Source organism: Microbacterium sp. Cr-K32, assembly GCF_000708345.1.
Classification (GTDB): Bacteria; Actinomycetota; Actinomycetes; order Actinomycetales; family Microbacteriaceae; genus Microbacterium; species Microbacterium maritypicum_A.
In genome coordinates this window covers 67,763-87,883 of sequence record NZ_JARD01000008.1, presented here as the reverse complement: position 1 = coordinate 87,883, position 20,121 = coordinate 67,763, and the positions used below count along the sequence as shown (strand labels likewise).

General features: G+C 67.5%; 21 protein-coding genes. 1 reads left to right on the top strand and 20 read right to left on the bottom strand.

The window, feature by feature from the left end; all coding sequences use genetic code 11:
- Positions 1-40: 40 nt before the first annotated feature.
- From GZ64_RS0101755 to GZ64_RS0101665, 19 genes are all read right to left on the bottom strand, one after another.
- A complete protein-coding gene (locus GZ64_RS0101755) occupies positions 41-961 on the bottom strand; it encodes an RluA family pseudouridine synthase (RefSeq protein ID WP_029264919.1) in 921 nt (306 codons plus the stop codon).
- Between the two features lie 2 nt (positions 962-963).
- A complete protein-coding gene (gene lspA / locus GZ64_RS0101750; RefSeq protein ID WP_046399048.1) occupies positions 964-1,644 on the bottom strand; it encodes a signal peptidase II in 681 nt (226 codons plus the stop codon).
- A 9-nt stretch (positions 1,645-1,653) separates the two neighbouring features.
- The gene (locus GZ64_RS0101745) at positions 1,654-2,241 is read right to left on the bottom strand and encodes a DivIVA domain-containing protein (protein ID WP_021201570.1); all 588 of its coding nucleotides are present in this window, start codon (positions 2,239-2,241) and stop codon (positions 1,654-1,656) included.
- Positions 2,242-2,422: 181 nt separating this feature from the next.
- On the bottom strand, positions 2,423-2,722 hold the full coding sequence (locus GZ64_RS0101740) for a YggT family protein (RefSeq protein WP_029258344.1): 300 nt from the start codon (positions 2,720-2,722) through the stop codon (positions 2,423-2,425).
- Between the two features lie 3 nt (positions 2,723-2,725).
- Positions 2,726-3,205, bottom strand: coding sequence for a cell division protein SepF (locus GZ64_RS0101735; RefSeq protein WP_021199342.1), 480 nt, complete (start codon positions 3,203-3,205; stop codon positions 2,726-2,728).
- Between the two features lie 43 nt (positions 3,206-3,248).
- Positions 3,249-3,956 carry a YggS family pyridoxal phosphate-dependent enzyme gene (locus tag GZ64_RS0101730; RefSeq protein ID WP_029264917.1) on the bottom strand — a complete coding sequence of 236 codons (708 nt, stop codon included), beginning with the start codon at positions 3,954-3,956 and terminating at the stop codon, positions 3,249-3,251.
- Positions 3,953-5,095 (bottom strand): cell division protein FtsZ, encoded by a 1,143-nt coding sequence (gene ftsZ / locus GZ64_RS0101725; protein WP_029258346.1) that lies wholly within the window; start codon positions 5,093-5,095, stop codon positions 3,953-3,955. The genes GZ64_RS0101730 and ftsZ overlap by 4 nt, the downstream gene beginning before the upstream one ends.
- 164 nt (positions 5,096-5,259) lie before the next feature.
- Positions 5,260-6,207, bottom strand: a complete 948-nt coding sequence (locus GZ64_RS0101720) for an FtsQ-type POTRA domain-containing protein (protein ID WP_029264915.1) — start codon at positions 6,205-6,207, stop codon at positions 5,260-5,262.
- 3 nt (positions 6,208-6,210) lie between these two features.
- Positions 6,211-7,611 (bottom strand): UDP-N-acetylmuramate--L-alanine ligase, encoded by a 1,401-nt coding sequence (gene murC / locus GZ64_RS0101715; RefSeq protein ID WP_029264914.1) that lies wholly within the window; start codon positions 7,609-7,611, stop codon positions 6,211-6,213.
- A gap of 40 nt (positions 7,612-7,651) precedes the next feature.
- Entirely contained in the window at positions 7,652-8,728 is a 1,077-nt protein-coding gene (locus tag GZ64_RS0101710; protein ID WP_029264913.1) for a UDP-N-acetylglucosamine--N-acetylmuramyl-(pentapeptide) pyrophosphoryl-undecaprenol N-acetylglucosamine transferase, read from the bottom strand.
- Positions 8,725-9,930: a putative lipid II flippase FtsW gene (gene ftsW, locus GZ64_RS0101705; protein WP_029258350.1), complete on the bottom strand. Its 1,206-nt coding sequence runs from the start codon at positions 9,928-9,930 to the stop codon at positions 8,725-8,727. The genes GZ64_RS0101710 and ftsW overlap by 4 nt, the downstream gene beginning before the upstream one ends.
- Entirely contained in the window at positions 9,899-11,434 is a 1,536-nt protein-coding gene (gene murD / locus GZ64_RS0101700) for a UDP-N-acetylmuramoyl-L-alanine--D-glutamate ligase (protein WP_029264912.1), read from the bottom strand. Before murD ends, ftsW begins: the two co-directional genes overlap by 32 nt.
- A complete protein-coding gene (gene mraY / locus GZ64_RS0101695) occupies positions 11,424-12,530 on the bottom strand; it encodes a phospho-N-acetylmuramoyl-pentapeptide-transferase (protein WP_029258352.1) in 1,107 nt (368 codons plus the stop codon). The genes murD and mraY overlap by 11 nt, the downstream gene beginning before the upstream one ends.
- Positions 12,527-13,939: a UDP-N-acetylmuramoyl-tripeptide--D-alanyl-D-alanine ligase gene (locus tag GZ64_RS0101690; RefSeq protein ID WP_029264911.1), complete on the bottom strand. Its 1,413-nt coding sequence runs from the start codon at positions 13,937-13,939 to the stop codon at positions 12,527-12,529. The genes mraY and GZ64_RS0101690 overlap by 4 nt, the downstream gene beginning before the upstream one ends.
- 27 nt (positions 13,940-13,966) lie before the next feature.
- Positions 13,967-15,736 carry a peptidoglycan D,D-transpeptidase FtsI family protein gene (locus GZ64_RS0101685; RefSeq protein ID WP_029258354.1) on the bottom strand — a complete coding sequence of 590 codons (1,770 nt, stop codon included), beginning with the start codon at positions 15,734-15,736 and terminating at the stop codon, positions 13,967-13,969.
- A gap of 25 nt (positions 15,737-15,761) precedes the next feature.
- Positions 15,762-16,325 carry a hypothetical protein gene (locus GZ64_RS0101680; protein WP_029258355.1) on the bottom strand — a complete coding sequence of 188 codons (564 nt, stop codon included), beginning with the start codon at positions 16,323-16,325 and terminating at the stop codon, positions 15,762-15,764.
- The gene (gene rsmH, locus GZ64_RS0101675) at positions 16,322-17,260 is read right to left on the bottom strand and encodes a 16S rRNA (cytosine(1402)-N(4))-methyltransferase RsmH (RefSeq protein ID WP_029258356.1); all 939 of its coding nucleotides are present in this window, start codon (positions 17,258-17,260) and stop codon (positions 16,322-16,324) included. Before rsmH ends, GZ64_RS0101680 begins: the two co-directional genes overlap by 4 nt.
- A 102-nt stretch (positions 17,261-17,362) precedes the next feature.
- A complete protein-coding gene (mraZ, locus tag GZ64_RS0101670; protein ID WP_017830220.1) occupies positions 17,363-17,794 on the bottom strand; it encodes a division/cell wall cluster transcriptional repressor MraZ in 432 nt (143 codons plus the stop codon).
- A gap of 272 nt (positions 17,795-18,066) precedes the next feature.
- Entirely contained in the window at positions 18,067-18,441 is a 375-nt protein-coding gene (locus GZ64_RS0101665) for a DUF3040 domain-containing protein (RefSeq protein ID WP_029258357.1), read from the bottom strand.
- A gap of 97 nt (positions 18,442-18,538) precedes the next feature.
- On the opposite strand from GZ64_RS0101665, the gene GZ64_RS0101660 reads away from it, so the two are divergent.
- Positions 18,539-19,627: a polyprenyl synthetase family protein gene (locus tag GZ64_RS0101660; protein ID WP_029264910.1), complete on the top strand. Its 1,089-nt coding sequence runs from the start codon at positions 18,539-18,541 to the stop codon at positions 19,625-19,627.
- A 9-nt stretch (positions 19,628-19,636) separates the two neighbouring features.
- On the opposite strand, the gene GZ64_RS0101655 is transcribed toward GZ64_RS0101660, so the two are convergent.
- Positions 19,637-20,005, bottom strand: coding sequence for an Rv2175c family DNA-binding protein (locus GZ64_RS0101655; RefSeq protein ID WP_021199327.1), 369 nt, complete (start codon positions 20,003-20,005; stop codon positions 19,637-19,639).
- Between the last annotated feature and the right edge of the window lie 116 nt (positions 20,006-20,121).

The window sequence follows — 20,121 nt, the reverse complement described above, 5'->3', positions numbered from 1 at the left end:
AGTGTGGCGCACAGGGCCGACATCGCGCGATCGAAGCGGGCTACTCTCCGCGCAGCACGTCCAGTGCGTGCCGGAAGTCCTCGGGATACGGGGACTCGAACGTCACCCAGTCCCCCGTCGTCGGGTGCGCGAAGGCGAGCTGATGCGCGTGCAGCCACTGGCGGGTGAGCCCCAGCCGCGCGGACATCGTCGGGTCTGCTCCGTAGAGCGGGTCGCCGACACAGGGGTGGCGGTGCGCAGCCATGTGCACGCGGATCTGATGCGTGCGGCCCGTCTCGAGGTGGATCTCGAGCAGCGACGCGCCAGGAAACGCCTCGAGCGTCTCATAGTGCGTGACAGACGGCTTCCCGTCGGGCACGACGGCGAACTTCCAGGAGTGGTTGGGGTGACGCCCGATCGGCGCATCGATGGTCCCGGCAAGCGGATCGGGGTGACCTTGGACGACGGCGTGATAGATCTTCTCGACGGTACGGTCCTTGAAGGCCTGCTTCAGGACCGTGTAGGCGTGCTCGGACTTCGCCACGACCATCAGGCCGCTGGTGCCGACGTCGAGTCGGTGCACGACGCCCTGACGTTCCGGAGCGCCGCTGGTCGCCACGCGGAAGCCCGCAGCGGCGAGGGCGCCGACGACCGTCGGGCCCTCCCAGCCGACCGATGGATGGGCGGCGACCCCCGTCGGCTTGTCCACCACGATGATGTCATCGTCGTCGTACACGATGCCGAGCTCCGGCACGGCGAGGGGAACGATCTTCGGCGCCTCCTTCGGCTGCCATTCGACATCGAGCCAGCCGCCCGCGCGCAGACGGTCGGACTTGTCGAGTGTCACGCCGTCGAGTCGTACTCCCCCTGCGGCGGCGACGTCAGCAGCGAAGGTGCGGGAGAACCCCATCAGCTTCGCCAAGGCTGCATCGACGCGGGTACCGTCCAAACCGTCCGGAACCGGCAGGGACCGCGATTCCACGGTCAACGTCCTTCCGATGCGGGAGCCGCATCCTCCGAGGGAGAATCGTCATCGGTCGAACGCACCGGCACGGGAGCATCGGCGTCGAGCATGTCGTCATCGGTGTCTGTCGCCAGGACAGCCGCCGTCGCGGCGGCTTCGGCTTCTTCCTCGGTCTCGACGATCTCGTGATCGCGTTCGCGCGTACCGTCGAAGCGCAGGCCGAAGACCACGAGCAACGCGACCGAGATCATCCCGGTCACGATGAAGATGTCGGCGACGTTGAAGATCGCCGGCATCATCCACGGCATCGAGATCATGTCGACGACGTGCCCCACCGGAAAACCGGGCTCACGAAACAGACGATCACTGAGGTTGCCGAGGACTCCGCCGAGGAGACAGCCGAGCACGACCGCCCACAGGCGGGACTTGAGCCCGAACGCCTTCCAGACGATCACGCACGCTACGACCGCGAGGGCGATCGTGAAGATCCAGGTGACCTCGGATCCCAGGGAGAACGCCGCCCCGGGGTTGCGAACGTAGTACAGCTGAAGGAACTCCCCCAGGACCGGAACCGGCTCCTGGTAGGGGAGGTTCTCGATCGTGAGGTACTTCACAAACTGATCGGCGGCCAGTACGAGCGCTGCGAGAATCGCAACGACCGCACCGGCCGCCGACCGACGAAGGGGACGGCGTCCTGACAAGAGGGCGCCTTACAGACCGATCGCGGAAACGGGTGTCGAGTCCGTGGAGGTCGACTTCTCGTCGAGCTCGCGGAGCTGACCCTCGATGTAGCCGCGCAGCTGCGAGCGGTAGTCGCGCTCGAAGTTGCGGAGTTCGGTGATACGAGCCTCGAGAGTGTTGCGCTCGCGCTCGAGTCGTGCGGACTCCTCGCGCTGCTTGGCCTCGGCCTCGGTGCGGATGCGGGCGACCTCGGTCTCGGCCTCCGCGATGAGCGCGTTCCGCTTCGCCTCGCCCTCGGCGACATGCTCGTCGTGCAGACGCTGTGCGAGTTCGATGATGCCAGCGGTCGCGGTCGCGGAACCGGTCGGAGCGGGCTCCGCCGGGACCTCGGCCACGGGTGCGGGAGCCTCGACAGCGGCGGGCGCGGCGGCTTCAGGAGCAGCACCGGACTCGTACGCGGCCAGCTTGGCCTTCAGCTCCACGTTCTCCTCGAGAGCCTTGCGCCACTCGATGACGATCTCGTCGAGGAAGTCGTCCACCTCGTCCGGGTCGAAGCCGTCCTTGAAGCGGACGTGCTGGAACTGCTTGGTGACGACGTCATCCGGGGTAAGTGCCATGGGTGGCTCCTCTTTCGATGAGTTCGATTGCCAGTATCGATGTATGGCGTGGTCGTGATGTGGCGCGAACCCGGGGCGCGCACCTGGGTGCCAGCATAGCCCCCGAGCATTGGCGCCGCGATGTCACGACACCCAGAGTGGGAGAAGTCGCAGCCACCGAATCAGGGGACACGCCGGGATTTCAGCGGATGAACAGCCCGACGACGTTCATCAGAATCAGGACGATCAGCAGAGTCAGCGCGAAGCCGAAGTCGAGCGAGAGCGAGCCGATCCGCAGTGGCGGGATGATCCGCCGGAAGAACCGGATGGGCGGATCGGTGAGGGTGTAGACGGCCTCGGCGAGCACGAGCCCGAATCCCTTCGGACGCCATTCGCGATTGAACATCGGAATGTAGTCCAGGATCAGGCGCGCGAACAGCACGAAGACGTACAGCAGGAGCACCAGATGGACGATGCTCGCGAGGACGGAGACCAGCTGCACGGGCTACGACTGGTCGAAGCCCGCAGACTCGGCGTCTGCGTGTGCGATGCCCCCGTGACCCGATACGGCGATGTTCTCCGGCGACAGCAGGAACACCTTCGAGGTCACGCGCTCGATCCGGCCGTAGAGGCCGAGGGAGAGCCCGCTCGCGAAGTCGATGAGGCGGCGCGCGTCGGCATCGCTCATCTGGGAGAGGTTGATGATGACCGGGACACCCTCGCGGAAGCTCTCCGCGATCAGCTGGGCGTCGCGGTACTGCTTCGGGTGGACGGTGAGAATCTCGTTCACGGCTCCTGCAGACGGCTGGCGGACGGCGACGGGGCGGCGCAACGGCGTGACGGGGGCCGGTGCTGGCTCCTCGCGGTCACGGTCACGGTCACGCTCGCGGTGAGCGCGGGCGGGCGCCTGCGTCTCTTCCTCGTAGACCTCTTCTTCATCGGCGAGGCCGAGATACACCATGGTCTTCTTCAGTGGGTTACCCATCGTGTCCTCCGGTTCGAACGTGTCGGGCTGGTCTTTTCACAGGTTAACCCCGGTCGGGCCGGGGGCCGGTGATTGCGGAACCGATCCGCAGGTGTGTCGCGCCGGCGGCGATCGCCTCGGCGAAGTCTCCGGTCATCCCGGCTGAGATCCACGACGCGGTTGAGTCGATCGCACGCACGCTGTCGGCGATGTCGTGCAGACGAGCGAAAGCGGAAGCGGGTTCCTCATCGAGGGGCGCCACGGCCATGACGCCGCGCAGCCGCAACGACGGCAGGGCCAGGACATGCTCCGCGAGGGCGACCGCCTGAGCCGGCACGACTCCCCCACGACCGGGGTCGTCGGTGAGATTGACCTGGACGAGAACATCGAGCCGACCGTCATCGTCCGCTGCGCGGTGCAGAGCATCCGCGAACCGGTCTCGATCGACCGAGTGCACGACGTCCGCACTCCGGCGGATCGCCGCCGCCTTGTTCGTCTGCCCCTGGCCGATGAAGTGCCAGCGCAGATCGGATGCTGCGACTTCTGCTTCCTTCGCCGACAACTCCTGCTGTCGGTTCTCGCCGACGTCCTTCACGCCCAGCCCGTGCAGGGCACGGACCAATGACGCCGGGTGGAACTTCGTCACCACGATCCGGGTGATCTCCTCGGAGCTCCGTCCGGCCGCCTGCGCGGCGGCGGCGATCTTCTCGTCGATCGCCGACAGCCGCGCAGCCAGGCCGGAAGGCTCGGCCGCGTCGACCGAGGACGTCACTTCAGGAATTCGGGGATGTCGATGTCGTCATCGGCGAATGCCGGCTCGATGCTGGTGGCCGGAACGCGCTGCTGAACGGGCTCAGGCTGAGCCGTCTCGCTCTTGCTCTCGGGTTCGTCTGTGAGCGCGACCTCGGGAAGCGACGTCGTGGACGGCCGCGAAACGACCATCGGGTCCAGCCGGAGGGAGGGTTCGCCGCCGTCGAAGCCGGCCGCGATCACCGTCACCCGCACTTCATCGCCGAGCGTGTCGTCGATGACCGTACCGAAGATGATGTTGGCTTCGGGGTGGGCGGCTTCCTTGACGAGGTCGGCCGCATCGTGGATCTCGAAGATCCCGAGGTTCGAGCCGCCCTGGATCGAGAGCAGCACGCCGTGCGCACCTTCGATGCTCGCTTCCAGGAGCGGAGACTCCACGGCCAGCTCTGCGGCTTTGATGGCACGGTCGGCCCCACGAGCGGAGCCGATGCCCATGAGCGCGGATCCCGCACCCTGCATGACCGACTTCACGTCGGCGAAGTCGAGGTTGATGAGACCCGGAGTCGTGATCAGGTCGGTGATGCCCTGCACACCGGCGAGGAGCACCTGGTCGGCCGTGGCGAAGGCCTCGATCATCGAGATGCCGCGGTCGCTGATCTCGAGGAGGCGGTCATTCGGCACCACGATGAGGGTGTCGACCTCTTCCTTGAGCTTGGAGACACCGGCTTCGGCCTGGCTCTGGCGGCGGCGACCCTCGAAGGAGAACGGCTTCGTCACGACACCGATGGTGAGGGCGCCGATGGACTTCGCGATGCGTGCCACGACGGGCGCGCCACCGGTTCCGGTGCCACCGCCCTCGCCGGCCGTCACGAAGACCATGTCCGCACCGGTCAGAGCCTGCTCGATCTCCTCGGCATGGTCCTCTGCGGCACGTCGGCCCACCTCGGGGTCGGCGCCGGCACCGAGGCCGCGGGTGAGTTCGCGACCCACGTCGAGCTTGACGTCGGCGTCGCTCATGAGCAGCGCCTGCGCGTCGGTGTTCACGGCGATGAACTCGACTCCGCGAAGGCCGAGATCGATCATGCGGTTCACGGCGTTGACGCCGCCACCGCCGACGCCGACGACCTTGATCACGGCGAGGTAGTTCTGGTTCTGGCTCATGGCCGGCCTCCGATTATTCGAGCCTGGAAGTGGGTGAACCTTAAACCTCAAGTAGAGGTGTAAAGTATTTCCCGGTATTGCGTTCTCTTTGATCGAAGGTAAGCGCCGCCCGCCCGCGTTCGCGCGAAGACACGGGCGTGTCGCCCCATTCCCCGCGAAAGGGATCAGCCGACGACGGCGACTTCGGGGGAAGTGACGTCGATCGACGCGGCTTCGGGGTTCGAGGCCATCGCCTTCGAGAGGACGACGGCCTTCAGCGCGGACTCCTCCGCGCTCCCCCAGACCACACTCAACCCGCTGTTGAGCGTGAGAGTCACGTCATCGGCGGTGCGCGCGCTGATCCCCGTCAGCGCCGCACGGATGTCGGCCGGGAGCGAGCGCACCACGAGACCTGCGCTGCGGAACGCCGCCGAGTCGACGCCGCCCGGGACGTCGATCACCGGCTGCCCCGCAGGCTGATCCGAGGTGGTGGAGAGGGCGACACCGGCGGCATCGACCAGCGTGTACCCGGCGTCCGAACGGATGATGCCGACCGGAGTGCGTTCCACGATGCGCACGGTCAGGTCATGTGGTGGACGTGCTTCGAGGGAATAGGTCTCGATGAGGGGGAAGGCCAGCAACGCGGCCTTCACCTTGCTGGAGTCGACGAGCGCGAGCGGGGTTCCGAGCTGGTCGCCGAGCGCGGCCTCGATGGCTGCGGGGTCGAGAGTCGTGGCCCCGGCGACGCTGATCTTCTGAACGGCGAAGAGCGGACTGTAGGCCGCGGCGACACTGCCCCCGACGAGCAGGAGTGCGGCGCCGATGCTGCTCAGCCACACGATCCTGCGCCGTCTGGAGCGCTGCGTGAAACGACGGATCTCGGCGCGAAGCGCCTTGCGTCGTGCGCGGGCTGCGCGCCAGACGTCCCTCGTCGACGTCGGCTGCGGATCGTCCGTCGACGCTTCACCCCTGTGCTCTTCGCTCGTCACGTCATCGGGCGTCACGTCATCGGAGGCCGAGAACTCCACCTCCGCTTCAGCATCGCGTCGCCGCCTGCGGGGCTTCGCCCCCGGCGCGGCGTCCTTCTCCCCCGGACTCTCCGGGGTCGTCGGAAGCGGTGCAGGCCGACGCATCGGCTATGCCCCGTCGGTCCGACGCAGCGAATCCAGGACCTGCGGGATGATCTGGTAGACGTTTCCGCAGCCGAGCGTGACGATGAAGTCACCTTCCCGTGCGACGGCTGCGGTGTAGTCGGCGGCCTGCTGCCAATCCGCGACGAAGTGCACGTGCGACGGGTCCTCGAACGCGCCGCTCACCAACTCGCCGGTGACACCGGGCACGGGGTCCTCCCGGGCGCCGTACACGTCGAGCATCACGGTGTGATCGGCGAACTCCTCGAGGACGTCGGCGAACTCCTGGTACATGTGCTGCGTGCGCGAGTAGGTGTGGGGCTGCTGAATCGCGATGATCCGTCCCGCTCCTGCGATGCTGCGCATCGCCTCGAGTGCAGCCCGCACCTCCGTGGGGTGGTGCGAATAGTCGTCGTACACGGTCACGCCGCGCTCGACACCGTGCTGCTCCAGTCGACGCACGGTTCCCGCGAAGCCTTCGACGGCGCGAACGGCCTCCGCGAGCGAGTAGCCGAGCGCACGCAACACCGTCACGGCCCCCGCCGCATTGATCGCGTTGTGCACACCGGGAACGGCGAGCTGCATACGCGCCTGTTCCTCACCGTGCGTCAGCGTGGCGGCGACCGGACCCGCGGCGACGATGTCGGTGACGCGTACATCCGCTCCTTCGGCCTGACCGAACGTCAGCACGTTCGGGTGAGAGAGACCGGCACCGACCCGCAGCGCACCCGCGTCGTCGCTGGAGATCACGACCGCCTCCGTCGCGGCGTCCGCGAACTGCACGAATGCCTGGTGGAAGGCCTCATCCGAGCCGTAGTGATCGAGGTGGTCGGGATCGACGTTGGTGATCAATGCGACAGCGGTGTCGTACAGCAGGAACGTGCCATCGGACTCGTCGGCTTCGATGACGAACAGCTCTCCCGATCCAGTCGCGCTGGATGTGCCGAGCTGCTCGATCACGCCGCCGTTGACGAAGTGCGGATCCGCGCCGAGCTCACGCAGGGCGGTCACGATCATGCCCGTCGACGTCGTCTTTCCATGGGCGCCGGCGACGGAGACGAGACGGCGTGTGCCGATCAGCCAGTGCAGGGCCTGCGACCGGTGGATCACGTGGAGTCCACGGGCCTTCGCGGTCACGAACTCGGGATTCTCCGGCCAGATCGCTCCGGTGTGCACGACGGTGTCGGCGTCACCGAGGTGAGCGGCGTCGTGACCCACGTGCACCGTCGCGCCGGCGGCCGCCAGCGCGCGCAGATTGTCGCTGTCCGCGCGGTCGCTACCGGAGACGCGGATGCCGGCGTCGAGGAACATCTTCGCGAGACCGCTCATACCGGAACCGCCGATGCCGATGAAGTGCGCGGAGGTGATCGTCTCGGGAATGGGGAGGGAGAGGTCGGGTCTGATCATTTCCGCTTCAGTCTACTTTTCTTCGGTCTCGTCGACCGCGTCAGACGGCGACGAGTGCGCGGTCGATGAGGGTGATGACGTTCTCGGTTCCGGCGCGGGTTCCGGCGGTCTCTGCAGCGGCGGCCATCCGTGCGATGCGCTCTCCGTCTCCGAGCAGAGGGACGACGATGCGCCGCACCGCGTCACCGTCGAAGGACGCATCGTCGAGCAGCTCTGCGGCCCCTGCAGCGACGGCCGAGGCGGCGTTCAGACGCTGCTCGCCGTTGCCCACGGAATACGGGACATACAGCGCGGGGATCCCCAGAGCACTGATCTCGCTCACGGTCGCCGCCCCGGAACGGGAGACGATCAGATCGGCCAGAGCGAACGCGAGATCCATGCGGTCGACGTAGCGGTGCAGCGCGTAGCCGTCGACGCCCGGATCGGCGAGGTCGCTGCGCTCACCCGTCACGTGCAGCAGCTGCCAACCGGTGCCCAGGATGTCGCGCCACGAGTCCGCGAGCGCCTGGTTGAGCCGCTGCGCTCCCAGCGAGCCGCCGAACACGAGAAGGACGGGGCGGTCGGCGTCGAGGCCGAAGTACTCCGCCGCCTCCGCGCGCGAAGCCGCGCGGTCGAGGGCGATCACCTCCCGCCGCAGGGGCATTCCGACGACCTCGCCACCACGGAGCGGAGTGCCCTCGAAGGCAACCCCCACCGCGGCCGCACGGCGTGCCCCGAGCACGTTCGCCAGCCCTGGCTTCGCGTTGGCCTCGTGCACCACGAACGGCACGCCCTCACGGCGCGCGGCGACGTATGCCGGCGCAGACGCGTATCCGCCGAAGCCCACCACCACGTCGATGCCGCGCCGACGGATGTGGTCGCGCACCTGGGCGATGGCCCGACGGAACCGCCCCGGGAACGACAGGGCCTGTCTGTTCGGCCGCCGCGGGAAGGGCACCTTGTCGACGATCAGCAGTTCGTAGCCGCGCGCGGGGACGAGACGGGACTCCAGTCCCTCGGCCGTGCCGAGCACGAGCACGGAGGCTTCGGCATCACGTGCGCGGAGACCGTCCGCGACGGCGAGCAGGGGGTTGACATGACCGGCGGTGCCACCGCCGGCGAGGAGATACGAAGTCACCTGGTGACCCTACCCCGCTCGGCTGACTGCTTCTCGGTCACAGGGATCGTCCGTGCGAACGCCAGCAGCACGCCACAGGCGATGAGCACCGCGAGCAGGGCCGTGCCGCCCTGGGACATGAACGGAAGAGGGACGCCCATCACCGGGAAGACGCCGATCACGACGCCGACGTTCATGACGGCCTGGCCGACGATCCACACGGTGATGCCGCCGGCTGCCACGCGGATGAACGGATCCGGTGTCTTGCGGATGATGTGGAAGGCGCCGATCGTGAAGAACGTGAACAGGGCGAGCACGACGATGCAGCCGATCAGGCCGAGCTCCTCGCCGACGATCGCGAAGATGAAGTCATTGCCCGCGGCGGGAAGCCACCCGTACTTCTCCTGGGAGTTGCCGAGGCCGAGGCCGAAGATGCCTCCGGTGGCCATACCCCAGATCCCGTGGATCGACTGGTAGCAGTCCGTGTAGTAGAGCGCCATGTTGTCGCAGGTCGCGGTGATGCGCCGCATGCGGTCCTCGCTCGACAGCGCGTAGGCGAGCACCGCGATGACGCCGAGGATCAGCGGGATGATGAACAGCCGGAGCTTGACGCCCGAGAAGAAGAGGCACCCGAGGAGGATGAGCACCAGCACCATCGCGGTACCGAGGTCCTTGCCCGCGAGCACGGTGCCGATCGCGAGTGCACCGACCGGGATCACGGGGATGAACACATGATGCCAGGTGCCGAGCATCGTGCGCTTGCGCAGCAGCACCGCAGCGATCCAGAGCGCGAGGGCCAGTTTGAGGAACTCGGAAGGCTGCAGGGTGAAGCCCGCGATCTTGACCCAGTTCCGGTTACCGCCGTCCTCGATACCCAGCGGAGTGAACACGAGCATCTGCAGCGCCACGGCCCCGAACAGTGCGGGCCACGCCATCCTCTTCAGGAAGTCCACCGGCAGACGGCTGATCAGGAACATCAGCGGGATGCCGAGCAGCGCGAACACGCCCTGGCGCAGCACGCCATCCATCGGGTTGACCCCCTTGGAGACGGCTGTCGCGCTGGTCGCAGACAGCACCATGACGAGACCGAAGAGGGTGAGGAGCAGCGCGGTCGAGGCGATGAGCAGGAATTCGGTCGACACCGGGGTGAACCGGCGACCGAGCGAGACCCTGGCCGCGAGACCGCCGGACTCAGAGCGCGGAGGGCGGGATACCTGTGTCATCGGCGCTCCCCCGGTCGATCCAGTCCCGCACCGCCTCGGCGAAGCGATGGCCTCGTTCCGCGTAACCGGAGAACTGATCGAAGGATGCCGCCGCCGGGGCCAGCAGGACTGTGCCCTCGTCGTCGACGATTCCCGCGGCGATCTCCACGACACGGTTCATGACCTGTCCAGTCTCGCCAGCATCCACCTCGAACACCGGCACCCCGGGCGCGTGTCGTCGGAATGCCGCGACCACCACGGAGCGTTCGACCCCGATCACGACGGCTGCACGCGCCGTCGTGCCGACCTCGGCGACCAGGTCGGAGATGTCGACCCCCTTCAGATCCCCGCCGAGCACCCACACGGCACCGGGGTACGCGCGCAGCGACGACGCCGCGGCGTGCGGGTTCGTCGCCTTGGAGTCGTCGACCCAGGTGATGCCGCGATGCCGGGCGATCACCTGGATGCGGTGCGGATCGAGGCGGAAGGACTGCAGGGCCGTGTGGATGGCCTCCGGCTCGACGCCGAGCGAGCGTGCCAGGGCACTCGCGGCGAGGATGTTCTGCACGATGTGAGGAGCGGCGAGACCCGCCGCATCGAGATCGGCGACCGTCGTCAGCTCGAGGGCGCTGCGCGAGCGATCGTCGAGGAAGGCCCTGTCGACGAGCAGTCCCTCGACCACGCCGAGATCGCTCGGGCCGGGGATGCCGAGATCGAAGCCGATCGCACGGGCTCCCTCGACCACCTCCGCCTCTTCCACCATGCGACGCGTGGCCTCGTCCGCCTTGTTGTAGACGCACGCGATCCAGGTGTTCCGGTATACGACGGCCTTCGCGTCCCGGTAGGCGTCCGCGCTCCCATGCCAGACGAGGTGATCGTCGGCGAGGTTCAGGCACACGGAGGCGTAGGGGAACAGCTCCCCTTCGGGCCTCGACTGTCCCAGATACCAGAGCTGATGGCTGGAGAGCTCGACCACGAGGACATCGAACCCCGCGGGGTCGCGTACGGCGTCGAGCACCGGCACGCCGATGTTCCCGCAGGGGGCCGCCCGCAGTCCGCCTTCCACGAGCAGCGTGGCGGTCAACTGGGTGGTCGTCGTCTTGCCGTTCGTCCCGGTGATGAGCACCCAGTCCGCCGGCGTGCCGTCGGCACGGACGACCTTGTCGCGCACGCGCCAGGCGAGCTCGACGTCACCCCAGATCGTGACAGCGGATTCCTGCGCCCACCGGATGAGTGGATGCGACGGCGAGAATCCCGGCGAGGCGATGACCACCTCGGGGTCGAACTCGACGAGCACGGGCGGAACCTCGGCGAGCGGGCCCAATTCGAGTCGGGCGCCGATCACCGGGAGCAGTCGCTCGTACTCATCCTCAGCCGACTCGCTCAGCACGAGAACGTCGGCGCCCAGTTCGGCGAGCGTGTCCGCCACCGAGAATCCTGTCATCGAGAGGCCGAGCACGGCGACCCGTAGACCGCTCCAGTCGGCGTTCCAGCTCGTCAGTCCGGCGAGACGATCAGTCGACACGAGTGAGCCATTCGACGTAGAAGAGTCCGACCGCCGAGACGGCGAGCAGCCCGGCGATGATCCACATGCGCACCACGATCGTGACCTCGGACCACCCGCGCATCTCGAGATGGTGGTGGAACGGGCTCATGAGGAACAGCCGCTTGCCACGAGTGATCTTGAAGTACGCGCGCTGCAGGATGACCGAACCCGACGAAAGCACGAAGACGCCGGCGATCACGAGCAGGAGGAGCTCGGTGCGGGTCAGGATCGCCATCGCGGTGATGACGCCGCCGATCGCCATCGACCCGACGTCCCCCATGAAGACCTTCGCCTTGGGCGCGTTCCACCAGAGGAATCCGATGAGGCTCGCCGCGAACGACGCCGCGATGATGGCGAGGTTGAACGGGTCGCGCACTTCGTAGCAGCCGCCGAGGGCATCGGGATCGCCGCCGATGCACGGCTGCTTGAACTGCCAGAACGCGATCACGCTGTAGGCGCCGACGACGATGACGCCGGCTCCGGCAGCGAGCCCGTCGAGTCCGTCCGTGAGGTTCACACTGTTCGAGGTCGCGACCCCGATGATCGAGATCCAGACGAGATAGAGGATCCATCCGAGCACCACGCCGAAGGCGAACAGGTTGAGCCAGGTGATGTCGCGGAACAGCGAGATCGCGGAGCTCGCCGGTGTCTGGCCCCACTTGTTCGGGAAGTTCAGCGCGACGATGCCGAAGGGGATGATGACCAGCAGCTGGCCGATCACCTTCCGCCAGCCCGAGAGCCCGAGGCTGCGCTGGCTGCGCACCTTCATGTAGTCGTCGATGAATCCGACGGCGCCGAATCCGACCATCAGCCAGATCACCAGCAGCGCGGAGAGTGCGGGGACTTCACCGCTCACCAGCACACCGGTGAAGTAACCGACCATCGAGCCGACGATGAAGATGACGCCGCCCATCGTGGGGGTGCCGCGCTTGGCCTCGTGACTCGGGTTGTGGACGGACTCCGGGGTACGGATGACCTGCCCCCAGCCCCACTTCCGGAAGAGCCGCAGGAAGACGGGGGTCAGGAACAGGGTGAAGGCGAGCGAGATCGCCGCCGACATGATGAGAGACCTCACGAGAACAATTCTCCCAGACGATCGCCGAGATGCCGGAGGCCCACGGAATTGGATGACTTCACGAGCACGCGGTCGCCGTCGCGGAGCTCGGTGCGGAGATACTCGAACGCGGCGTCCTGGTCGGGCAGATGGACTGCCTCGCTGTCCCAGGAGCCCTCCCCGACCGCGGCGAGGTAGAGGCGCCTCGCCTCGGGGCCGACGACGACGATCCGCTGGATGTTCAGACGCACGGCGAGCAGCCCGATCCTGTCGTGCTCCTCCCCCGCGCTCTCACCGAGTTCGCTCATGGCTCCGAGGACCGCGACGGTGCGCTCGTCGGGACCGGTGATCTGTGCGAGCGTGCGCAGGGCCGCAGCCATGGAATCCGGGCTGGCGTTGTAGGCGTCGTTGATGATCCGCACCCGATCGCTGCCCAGGGGCTGCATGCGCCAGCGTTCGGCGATCTCGACCGTCTCCAACCGGGCCACGGCGTCGGCCGCCGAGACCCCGAGCACGCGTGCTGCGGCGATGGCCGCCAGAGCGTTGGAGATGTGGTGCGCCCCGAGCACGCGCAGCCGCAGGGGAATCCGTTCGGCGTCGACCTCGATGACGCAGGACGTGCCGGAAGCGGATACCTCGATCTCATGCGCGCGCACGTCCGCTGCGGGCCCCTGACCGAAGCCGACGGTGCGGAGTCCGCGAGCGTCCGCGAGTTCGCGCATGGCCGCGACACGCGGGTCGTCGACGTTGAGCACGGCGGTCCCGGGCACGCGGGCGGCGGCGACGAGCTCGGCCTTCGCCTTCGCCGTCTCCTCGATGCCGCCGAATCCGCCGGCGTGCGCCATGCCGACCATCAGCACGACGGCGACGTCCGGCTCGACGAGTCCTGCGAGGTGCGCGATGCTCCCCGGAGCCGCGGCACCGAACTCGCTCACGAGGAAGCGGGTGCTCTCCGTCACCCGGAGCATGGTGACGGGGGCGCCGACCTCGTTGTTGAACGACTTCACGGGAGCGACGGTCTCGCCTTCCCCCTCGAGGATGCGCGCGAGGAAGTTCTTGGTGGTGGTCTTGCCGTTCGACCCGGTGATGCCGACGATCCGGAGCGCGCCGTCGGCACGGACACGCGCGACGACCTCCCTCGCGAGTGCACCGAGGGCGGCGACAGCGTCCGGAACCACGATCTGGCTCACGGCGACGTCCACCGGGTGCTCGACGATCGCCAGGGCCGCTCCCGCGGCGACAGCCGACCCGACGAAGCGGTGTCCATCGGTCTCGGCTCCGGGCTTGGCCACGAAGATCGATCCAGGCCCCATCGTGCGCGAATCGGTGTCGACGATTCCGTCGACCACGGTCTCGGCCGTGTCTTCACCGGCCACGCGCAGATCACCGCCGACTGCGGCGGCGATCTCAGCGAGCGTCAGGGCGATCATGTCATCTCCATGCGCGGCTCTCGCCGACTATCCGAACTTGGGGAGGAGCTCGTCCATCGGGACAGAGGACGGCATCACGCGATACGTTTTCATCACCTGCGTCATCGCCTTCTGGAAGGCGGATGCGGTGGCCGCGGACGATACAACCTTAGTCGGCTCGTCGAGGGTGACCACGACGACGTACTGCGGATCGTCGACCGGCGCGAAGCCCACCATGCTGGTGTAGTAGACCCCGGCCTTGTAGCCGCCGTTGCCGTCCGACACCTGCGCCGTACCCGTCTTGCTGGTCACGCGGTAGCCGGGGACCTGGATGCGCTCGGCGTTGCCGCCCTGTACTGCGACGTTCTCCAGCATGCGTGTCAGCTCCGCTGCGGTCTGCTCCTTGATGATCTGCTCGCGCTTCGGGTCGGCTGGCGCGGTCACGGTGCCGTCCGCGGCGGTGCACGACTCGACGAGCGAGAGGTCGATCTTCTCGCCGCCGTTCGCGATCGCCTGGTAGGCACCGGCGAGCTGGGCGGCCGTCACGGTGAAGTACTGCCCGAACGTCGTCGTGTAGAGCGACTGGTTGTCCCAGTCGCTGACCGGGTGCAGGATCCCTCCGACCTCCGAGGGGAAGTCGAGCGTCTTGTCCCCCACCCCGAAGCGCTGCAGGTAGTCGTAGCGCACATCGGGGCTCACCATGGTGCCGAACTTCGACAGGGCGACGTTCGACGAGTCGATGAGGCCCCCGGCGAGCGTGTAGTTGTACGCCGGGTGGGTGAACGCGTCGTTCACGACGGCGCCGTTCGGGAACTTCTCCCGAGAGGCCGCGCTCACCGTGCTGAGCGGGGTCAGGCCCGCTCCTTCGATGGCGGCAGCCGCGGTGACGGCCTTGAACGTCGATCCGGGCTCGAAGTCGTGGTGGAAGATCTGACTGGCCCTGGTCGCCGGTGTCGACGCATCGAGATCGTTCGGGTCCAGCGCGGGCCACTCGGCCGCGGCGCGGATCTTGCCCGTCTTGACCTCGACGACCGTGACTGTCCCGCCCTTGGCGCCCTGCGCCTGTGCCTCTTCGGCGATCATCTGCTGCAGGTACCAGTTGAGGTCGCTGTTGATGGTCAGCTGCACGGATCCGCCGTTCACGGCATCGACCGTACGCTCGCTGCCGGGGATCACGACGCCGTCCTTGCCCTTGCGGTAGGTCTCCTCGCCGTCGATGGGCGCCAGGCAGGAGTCGTCGAGCTTCTCCACACCGGCCTGCGCCTCACCAGAGTTGTCGAGGAAGCCGAGGATGTTTCCGGCGACCGCGCCGTTCGGGTATACGCGTGTCTCTCGCGCCTTCAGCGACAGGTACGAACCGACTCCGAGATCCCGCAGAGCCATGTACTGCTCCGTGTTCAAGCCCTTCTTGAGAGGCGCGTACTGGCTGTCGGGGTTCTCGGCGAGGGCGTTCGAGACCAGAGCCCGCACCTCGTCGCCGGTCTGGCCGGTGATGGCGGCGATCTTGTCGGAGGCCTCGGCCCACGGCAGCTTCGGCTTCTTCTCCTCGACGAGCATGATGACCTGCGGGCTGAGCTGCGCGTCGTAGACCATCACACTGGAAGCGAGCACCGTGCCGCCGGAGTCGACGATCGACCCGCGCTGGCCCGGGATCGCCGAACTCGCACCGAGGTGCTCGAGGGACTCGGAGACGTGCTCATCAGCGCTGACCACCTGGATGTCGACCAGGCGTACCACGAACGCGACCAGCACCGAGAGGATGACGGCGAGAGCGACGACGGTGCGTCGCCGCGGACCGCGGGTGGCTCGTGTCGTCATGGGATCTCTCCGTCGCTCGTGGGTGTCAGTGCGTCGTGGGGCTGGGGAGGCCGTCGGTGATCGACGGCGGAAGGTCCTGGGTGGGCTGGTCCGTCGCCGTCCCCTCCTCGGTCTCCGCCGGAGGAGGCGGCGGTTCCACGATGAGGGAGTTGCTCACGGCCCCGACACCGGCGGGATTGACGGTCGATGTCCAGTCGGCCCCCGCACCGGTGCCGAAGACGGCACCGTCGCTGAGACGCAGATACGACGGCGATCCGGCGACGACCATCCCGAGTCCGGCTGCGCTGCTGGCGAGCACCTGGGGCGAGCTGACGCCGGTGAGTTCTTCCTGGAGGGCGTGCGTCTTCAGGTTGAGCTCGCGCTGCTGTGACGAGAGACTCGCGAGAGTGAACGAGTCCTGGGTGATGGCGAGCGACAGCCCGATCTGCGCGGCTCCGATCGCGAGTGCTCCGCCGAGCGCGATGAGGGCGTAGGCGAGCTTCGGCTTGCGGCGGACTGCAGGGCGGGTGACGGGCTGCAGCTTCCGCTGGGGCGTCCTCTCCGGGGCGACCGGCTGCACCGGCTTCCGGACGACGGCATTCAGGCTCATGCGCTCTCCCGCAGCTTCTCGGCGGCGCGCAGGCGCACCGGGATCGCCCGCGGGTTGCGCGCGCGTTCTTCGTCGTCGGCCAGCTCGGCGCCTTTGGTCAGGATGCGGAAACGCGGAGCATGTTCGGGGAGCTCGACCGGGAGCCCGGCAGGAGCGGTCGAGGCAGAGGCCGCAGCGAACGCCTGCTTCACGAGACGATCTTCCAGCGACTGGTAAGACATCACGACGATGCGCCCGCCGACTGCGAGCGCGTCCATCGCCGACGGGATCGCGTCGGCGAGCACGTTGAGCTCGGTGTTCACCTCGATGCGCAGCGCCTGGAACACGCGCTTGGCCGGGTGGCCCGCGCGCTGGGCAGCCGCGGGTGTGGCGGCGATCAGGATCTCGACGAGTTCACCCGACCGCGTGATCGGCTGCTTCTGCCGCGCGTCGATGATGAACCGTGCATACCGACCGGCGAGTTTCTCCTCGCCGTAGCGCTCGAAGATGCGGCGGAGATTGCCTTCGCTGTAGGTCGCGATGACCTCTGCGGCCGTGACGCCCTTGGTCTGATCCATCCGCATGTCCAGCGGGGCATCCTTCGAATAGGCGAAGCCGCGGTCGGCTTCGTCCAACTGCAGAGACGAGACGCCGAGATCGAAGAGGATGCCGGCCGCGCCCTGGGCGTGCAGTCCGATCTCGTCGTACACCGTGTGCACGAGCGTGACGCGGTCCGTGAAGCGGGCGAGCCGCTCCCCCGCGATGCGCAGCGCATCGGTGTCGCGGTCGAGTCCGACCAGACGGATGTTCGGGAAGCGTTCGAGCAGCGCCTCGGAGTGACCACCCATGCCGAGGGTGGCATCGACGAGCACCGCTCCGTCGGCCTGGAGGGCGGGAGCGAGCAGCTCGACGCAGCGGTCGAGCAGTACGGGGGTGTGGATGTCTCGGAGGTTCATGATCTTTCTCGGGGTGACCTTCGGCTCTGATCCCCCTCCGCTTCTCGACCCGGCACCGGGGAAGTGTGTCGGGGCGGGAGCGGCGGGGCATCACAGCCGTGGTCAGAAGAGTCCCGGAATCACCTCCTGCTCGAGGTCGGAGTAGGTCTCCTCGCCGGCGGCGAGGTAGGCGTTCCAGCTCTCGGCATCCCAGATCTCGGCGTGGGCGCCGACTCCGGTGACGATGAGTTCCTTCTGCAGACCTGCGTACTGACGCAGGTGCGCCGGGATGGTGATGCGGTTCTGGCTGTCTGGCATCTCCGCGCTGGCTCCGGAGAGGAACAGTCGCATGAAGTCACGCGCCTGTTTGTTCGCGAGCGGCGCCTGACGGATCCGCTCGTGCATCGCCTCGAACTCGGCCGTGCTGAACACGTAGAGGCACCGTTCCTGGCCTCGGGTGACGACGATGCCGCCGCCGAGGTCTTCGCGGAACTTCGCAGGAAGGATGACCCGTCCTTTGTCGTCCAGCTTCGGTGAGTGCGTACCCAGCAACATCGGCCACCACCCCCTCTGCGTCCGGCCAACTCGAGGTGCGCCCCACTTTACTCCACTTTCCTCCACATACCTACGACCAATCCTTCGGAAATCAGGGTCTATGCCGACAAGTACGCCGAACAACCCCGGAATTCCGGGGTGGAGGAAGGTGGAGGGTGAGTGGAGGGCGAGTGGGGGACGGACGCGGCGAGCCGGCCGGCGGCGAACGCGGTCAAACGACAGAAGCCCGGATGCTCAGCATCCGGGCTTCTGTCGTGAAGTGTGTGGGGAGGTCAGTGACCGTCCTGGCGGCGATCCCATCGATCGTTCATCCGATCCATGAAGGAGGCCGATTCCTGCCGCTTCGGGGCGGAACGCTCACGGGGCGTGGTCGCGGTGGTGCGTCGCACTGGCGTGACGGCGACCATGACACCGGCGAGCATCGCGGCGAATCCGACGACACCGACGACGATGCCCCAGACGCCACCGAGAATGACTCCGGCGACCAGACCGCCGACACCGGCGAGCAGGAGGAGTGCTCCGTAGACGAGATTTCGGTAGCTCAATGCTCGATCGCCGGACGGCGCGGTCACGACGTCGGCATCGTTGTGGAGGAGATGGCGTTCCATCTCGTCGAGCAGACGCTGCTCCTGTTCGGAGAGTGGCATTTCGTCCCCCTCGGGTATCGTGCCTCCCATTCTACGCGCGCCGAGGCGTCCGGGGCTAGCAGTTCGACGTCCCCTTGCTTTACGTATGCTGGGAGTCGTGCCGTCATCCTCCCCCGTCCCCGACGCCGTCGCCACGCACCTCGCACGCTTCCTCGCGCGGATGCGTGAGGAAGCCTCGGACTACGGCCCTGACGCGGCAGCATTCCTGGACGCCGCCGCCGGCACGCTCGACGGCGGCAAGCGCCTTCGAGCCCGCTTCTGCCATGCGGGGTGGCGTGCCGTCGCGAAGTTCGATGACCGCGATGCGGCGGAGACCGATGCGCTGTGGGACATGTGCACCGCGCTGGAGATCTTCCAGTCGGCCGCGCTCGTCCACGACGATCTGATCGACAACTCCGATACCCGCCGTGGTCGCCCCGCCGCACATCGTGCGCTCGAGACGTCTCATCGCGCGGCCGGGTGGTCCGGAGATGCAGAGCAGTTCGGCAGGGCATCCGCGATCCTCCTCGGCGACCTGCTCGTCGCATGGAGCGATGACCTTTTGGAATCCGCACTCGAGGGCCAGCCGCATGCGCGAGCCGTGCGCGCCGAGTATGCGCGGATGCGAAGGGATGTGACCACCGGCCAGTTCCTGGACATCGCAGAGGAATCGGCCTGGAGCGTGAACGACGGAAGTCTCCACGCCGAGAGGGCGCTGCGCGTGGCATCCCTCAAGTCCGCCAGATACAGCATCGAGCAGCCGCTCGTCCTGGGTGGCGCTTTCGGCGGAGCCCACGAGGACCAGGTCGCCGCACTGCGGCGCTTCGGCCATCCGATCGGCCTGGCATTCCAGCTCCGCGACGACGTGCTCGGCGTGTTCGGCGACGCATCCGTCACCGGCAAGCCGGCGGGCGACGACCTTCGGGAGGGCAAGCGCACGGTGTTGATCGCCCTCACCCGACAGGCTCTCGACGCCTCCGCACGGAATCTCCTGGACGAGATGCTCGGCGACCCCGCTCTGACATCGCCGCAGGTGTCGTCCCTGCAAGCCACGATCACTGCTTCGGGCGCGCTGGACCAGGTCGAGGCGATGATCGCCGACTATGCCCTCGAGGCCGACCGTGCGCTCTCAGGCGCCCGGCTCGACAACGCCGCCGTCGGCGAGTTGCGTGATCTCGCACGCGCGGCCACCGTGCGCGCGTCCTGACGGGCTTCGTCAGGCGAGAGTGCGCGCGAGACGCCGGACCGAGCTCTTGTGCCCGGCCAGCAGGGCGGCGATCGGCGAGCGCCCCAGGCTCTCCTCTTCCGCGAGCAGCCAGTCGATCAGCTCGTCGTCGGTGAAACCGGCGTCCTGCAGGACGATAACTGTTCCGCGCAGAGAACTCAGCGGGTGGCCGTCGACGATGAACACCGAGGGCACGGCGAACGTCCCGTTGCGACGCGACCCCACGAGGTAGTGCTCATCGATCAGACGACGCACTCGGCCGAGGGGCTCGTCGAGCACCTCGACGAGGTCGGGCATCGTCAACCACTCGACATCGGCAGCGGCAGGGGTTCCAGCAACGTTCTCAGACACGTTGCCCACTATCTCACCTCCGCCTGGCCGACGCATATCGACCCATCAGTCACATCCGTCACTTGCGTCACTTCTGTTGACTTCTGTTTACATCCGTGTCAGCGTGAAAAACTCGAAAAGGGGGC

What these genes read in the sequence shown, in the direction of transcription:
- GZ64_RS0101745 (WP_021201570.1), bottom strand. Translation starts at nt 2,241, where the DNA reads ATGGCACTTACCCCGGATGACGTCGTCACCAAGCAGTTCCAGCACGTC.
- GZ64_RS0101735 (WP_021199342.1), bottom strand. Translation starts at nt 3,205, where the DNA reads ATGGGTAACCCACTGAAGAAGACCATGGTGTATCTCGGCCTCGCCGAT.
- ftsZ (WP_029258346.1), bottom strand. Translation starts at nt 5,095, where the DNA reads ATGAGCCAGAACCAGAACTACCTCGCCGTGATCAAGGTCGTCGGCGTC.
- GZ64_RS0101720 (WP_029264915.1), bottom strand. Translation starts at nt 6,207, where the DNA reads ATGCGTCGGCCTGCACCGCTTCCGACGACCCCGGAGAGTCCGGGGGAG.
- murC (WP_029264914.1), bottom strand. Translation starts at nt 7,611, where the DNA reads ATGATCAGACCCGACCTCTCCCTCCCCATTCCCGAGACGATCACCTCC.
- ftsW (WP_029258350.1), bottom strand. Translation starts at nt 9,930, where the DNA reads ATGACACAGGTATCCCGCCCTCCGCGCTCTGAGTCCGGCGGTCTCGCG.
- GZ64_RS0101690 (WP_029264911.1), bottom strand. Translation starts at nt 13,939, where the DNA reads ATGATCGCCCTGACGCTCGCTGAGATCGCCGCCGCAGTCGGCGGTGAT.
- GZ64_RS0101685 (WP_029258354.1), bottom strand. Translation starts at nt 15,736, where the DNA reads ATGACGACACGAGCCACCCGCGGTCCGCGGCGACGCACCGTCGTCGCT.
- GZ64_RS0101680 (WP_029258355.1), bottom strand. Translation starts at nt 16,325, where the DNA reads ATGAGCCTGAATGCCGTCGTCCGGAAGCCGGTGCAGCCGGTCGCCCCG.
- rsmH (WP_029258356.1), bottom strand. Translation starts at nt 17,260, where the DNA reads ATGAACCTCCGAGACATCCACACCCCCGTACTGCTCGACCGCTGCGTC.
- mraZ (WP_017830220.1), bottom strand. Translation starts at nt 17,794, where the DNA reads ATGTTGCTGGGTACGCACTCACCGAAGCTGGACGACAAAGGACGGGTC.
- GZ64_RS0101665 (WP_029258357.1), bottom strand. Translation starts at nt 18,441, where the DNA reads ATGCCACTCTCCGAACAGGAGCAGCGTCTGCTCGACGAGATGGAACGC.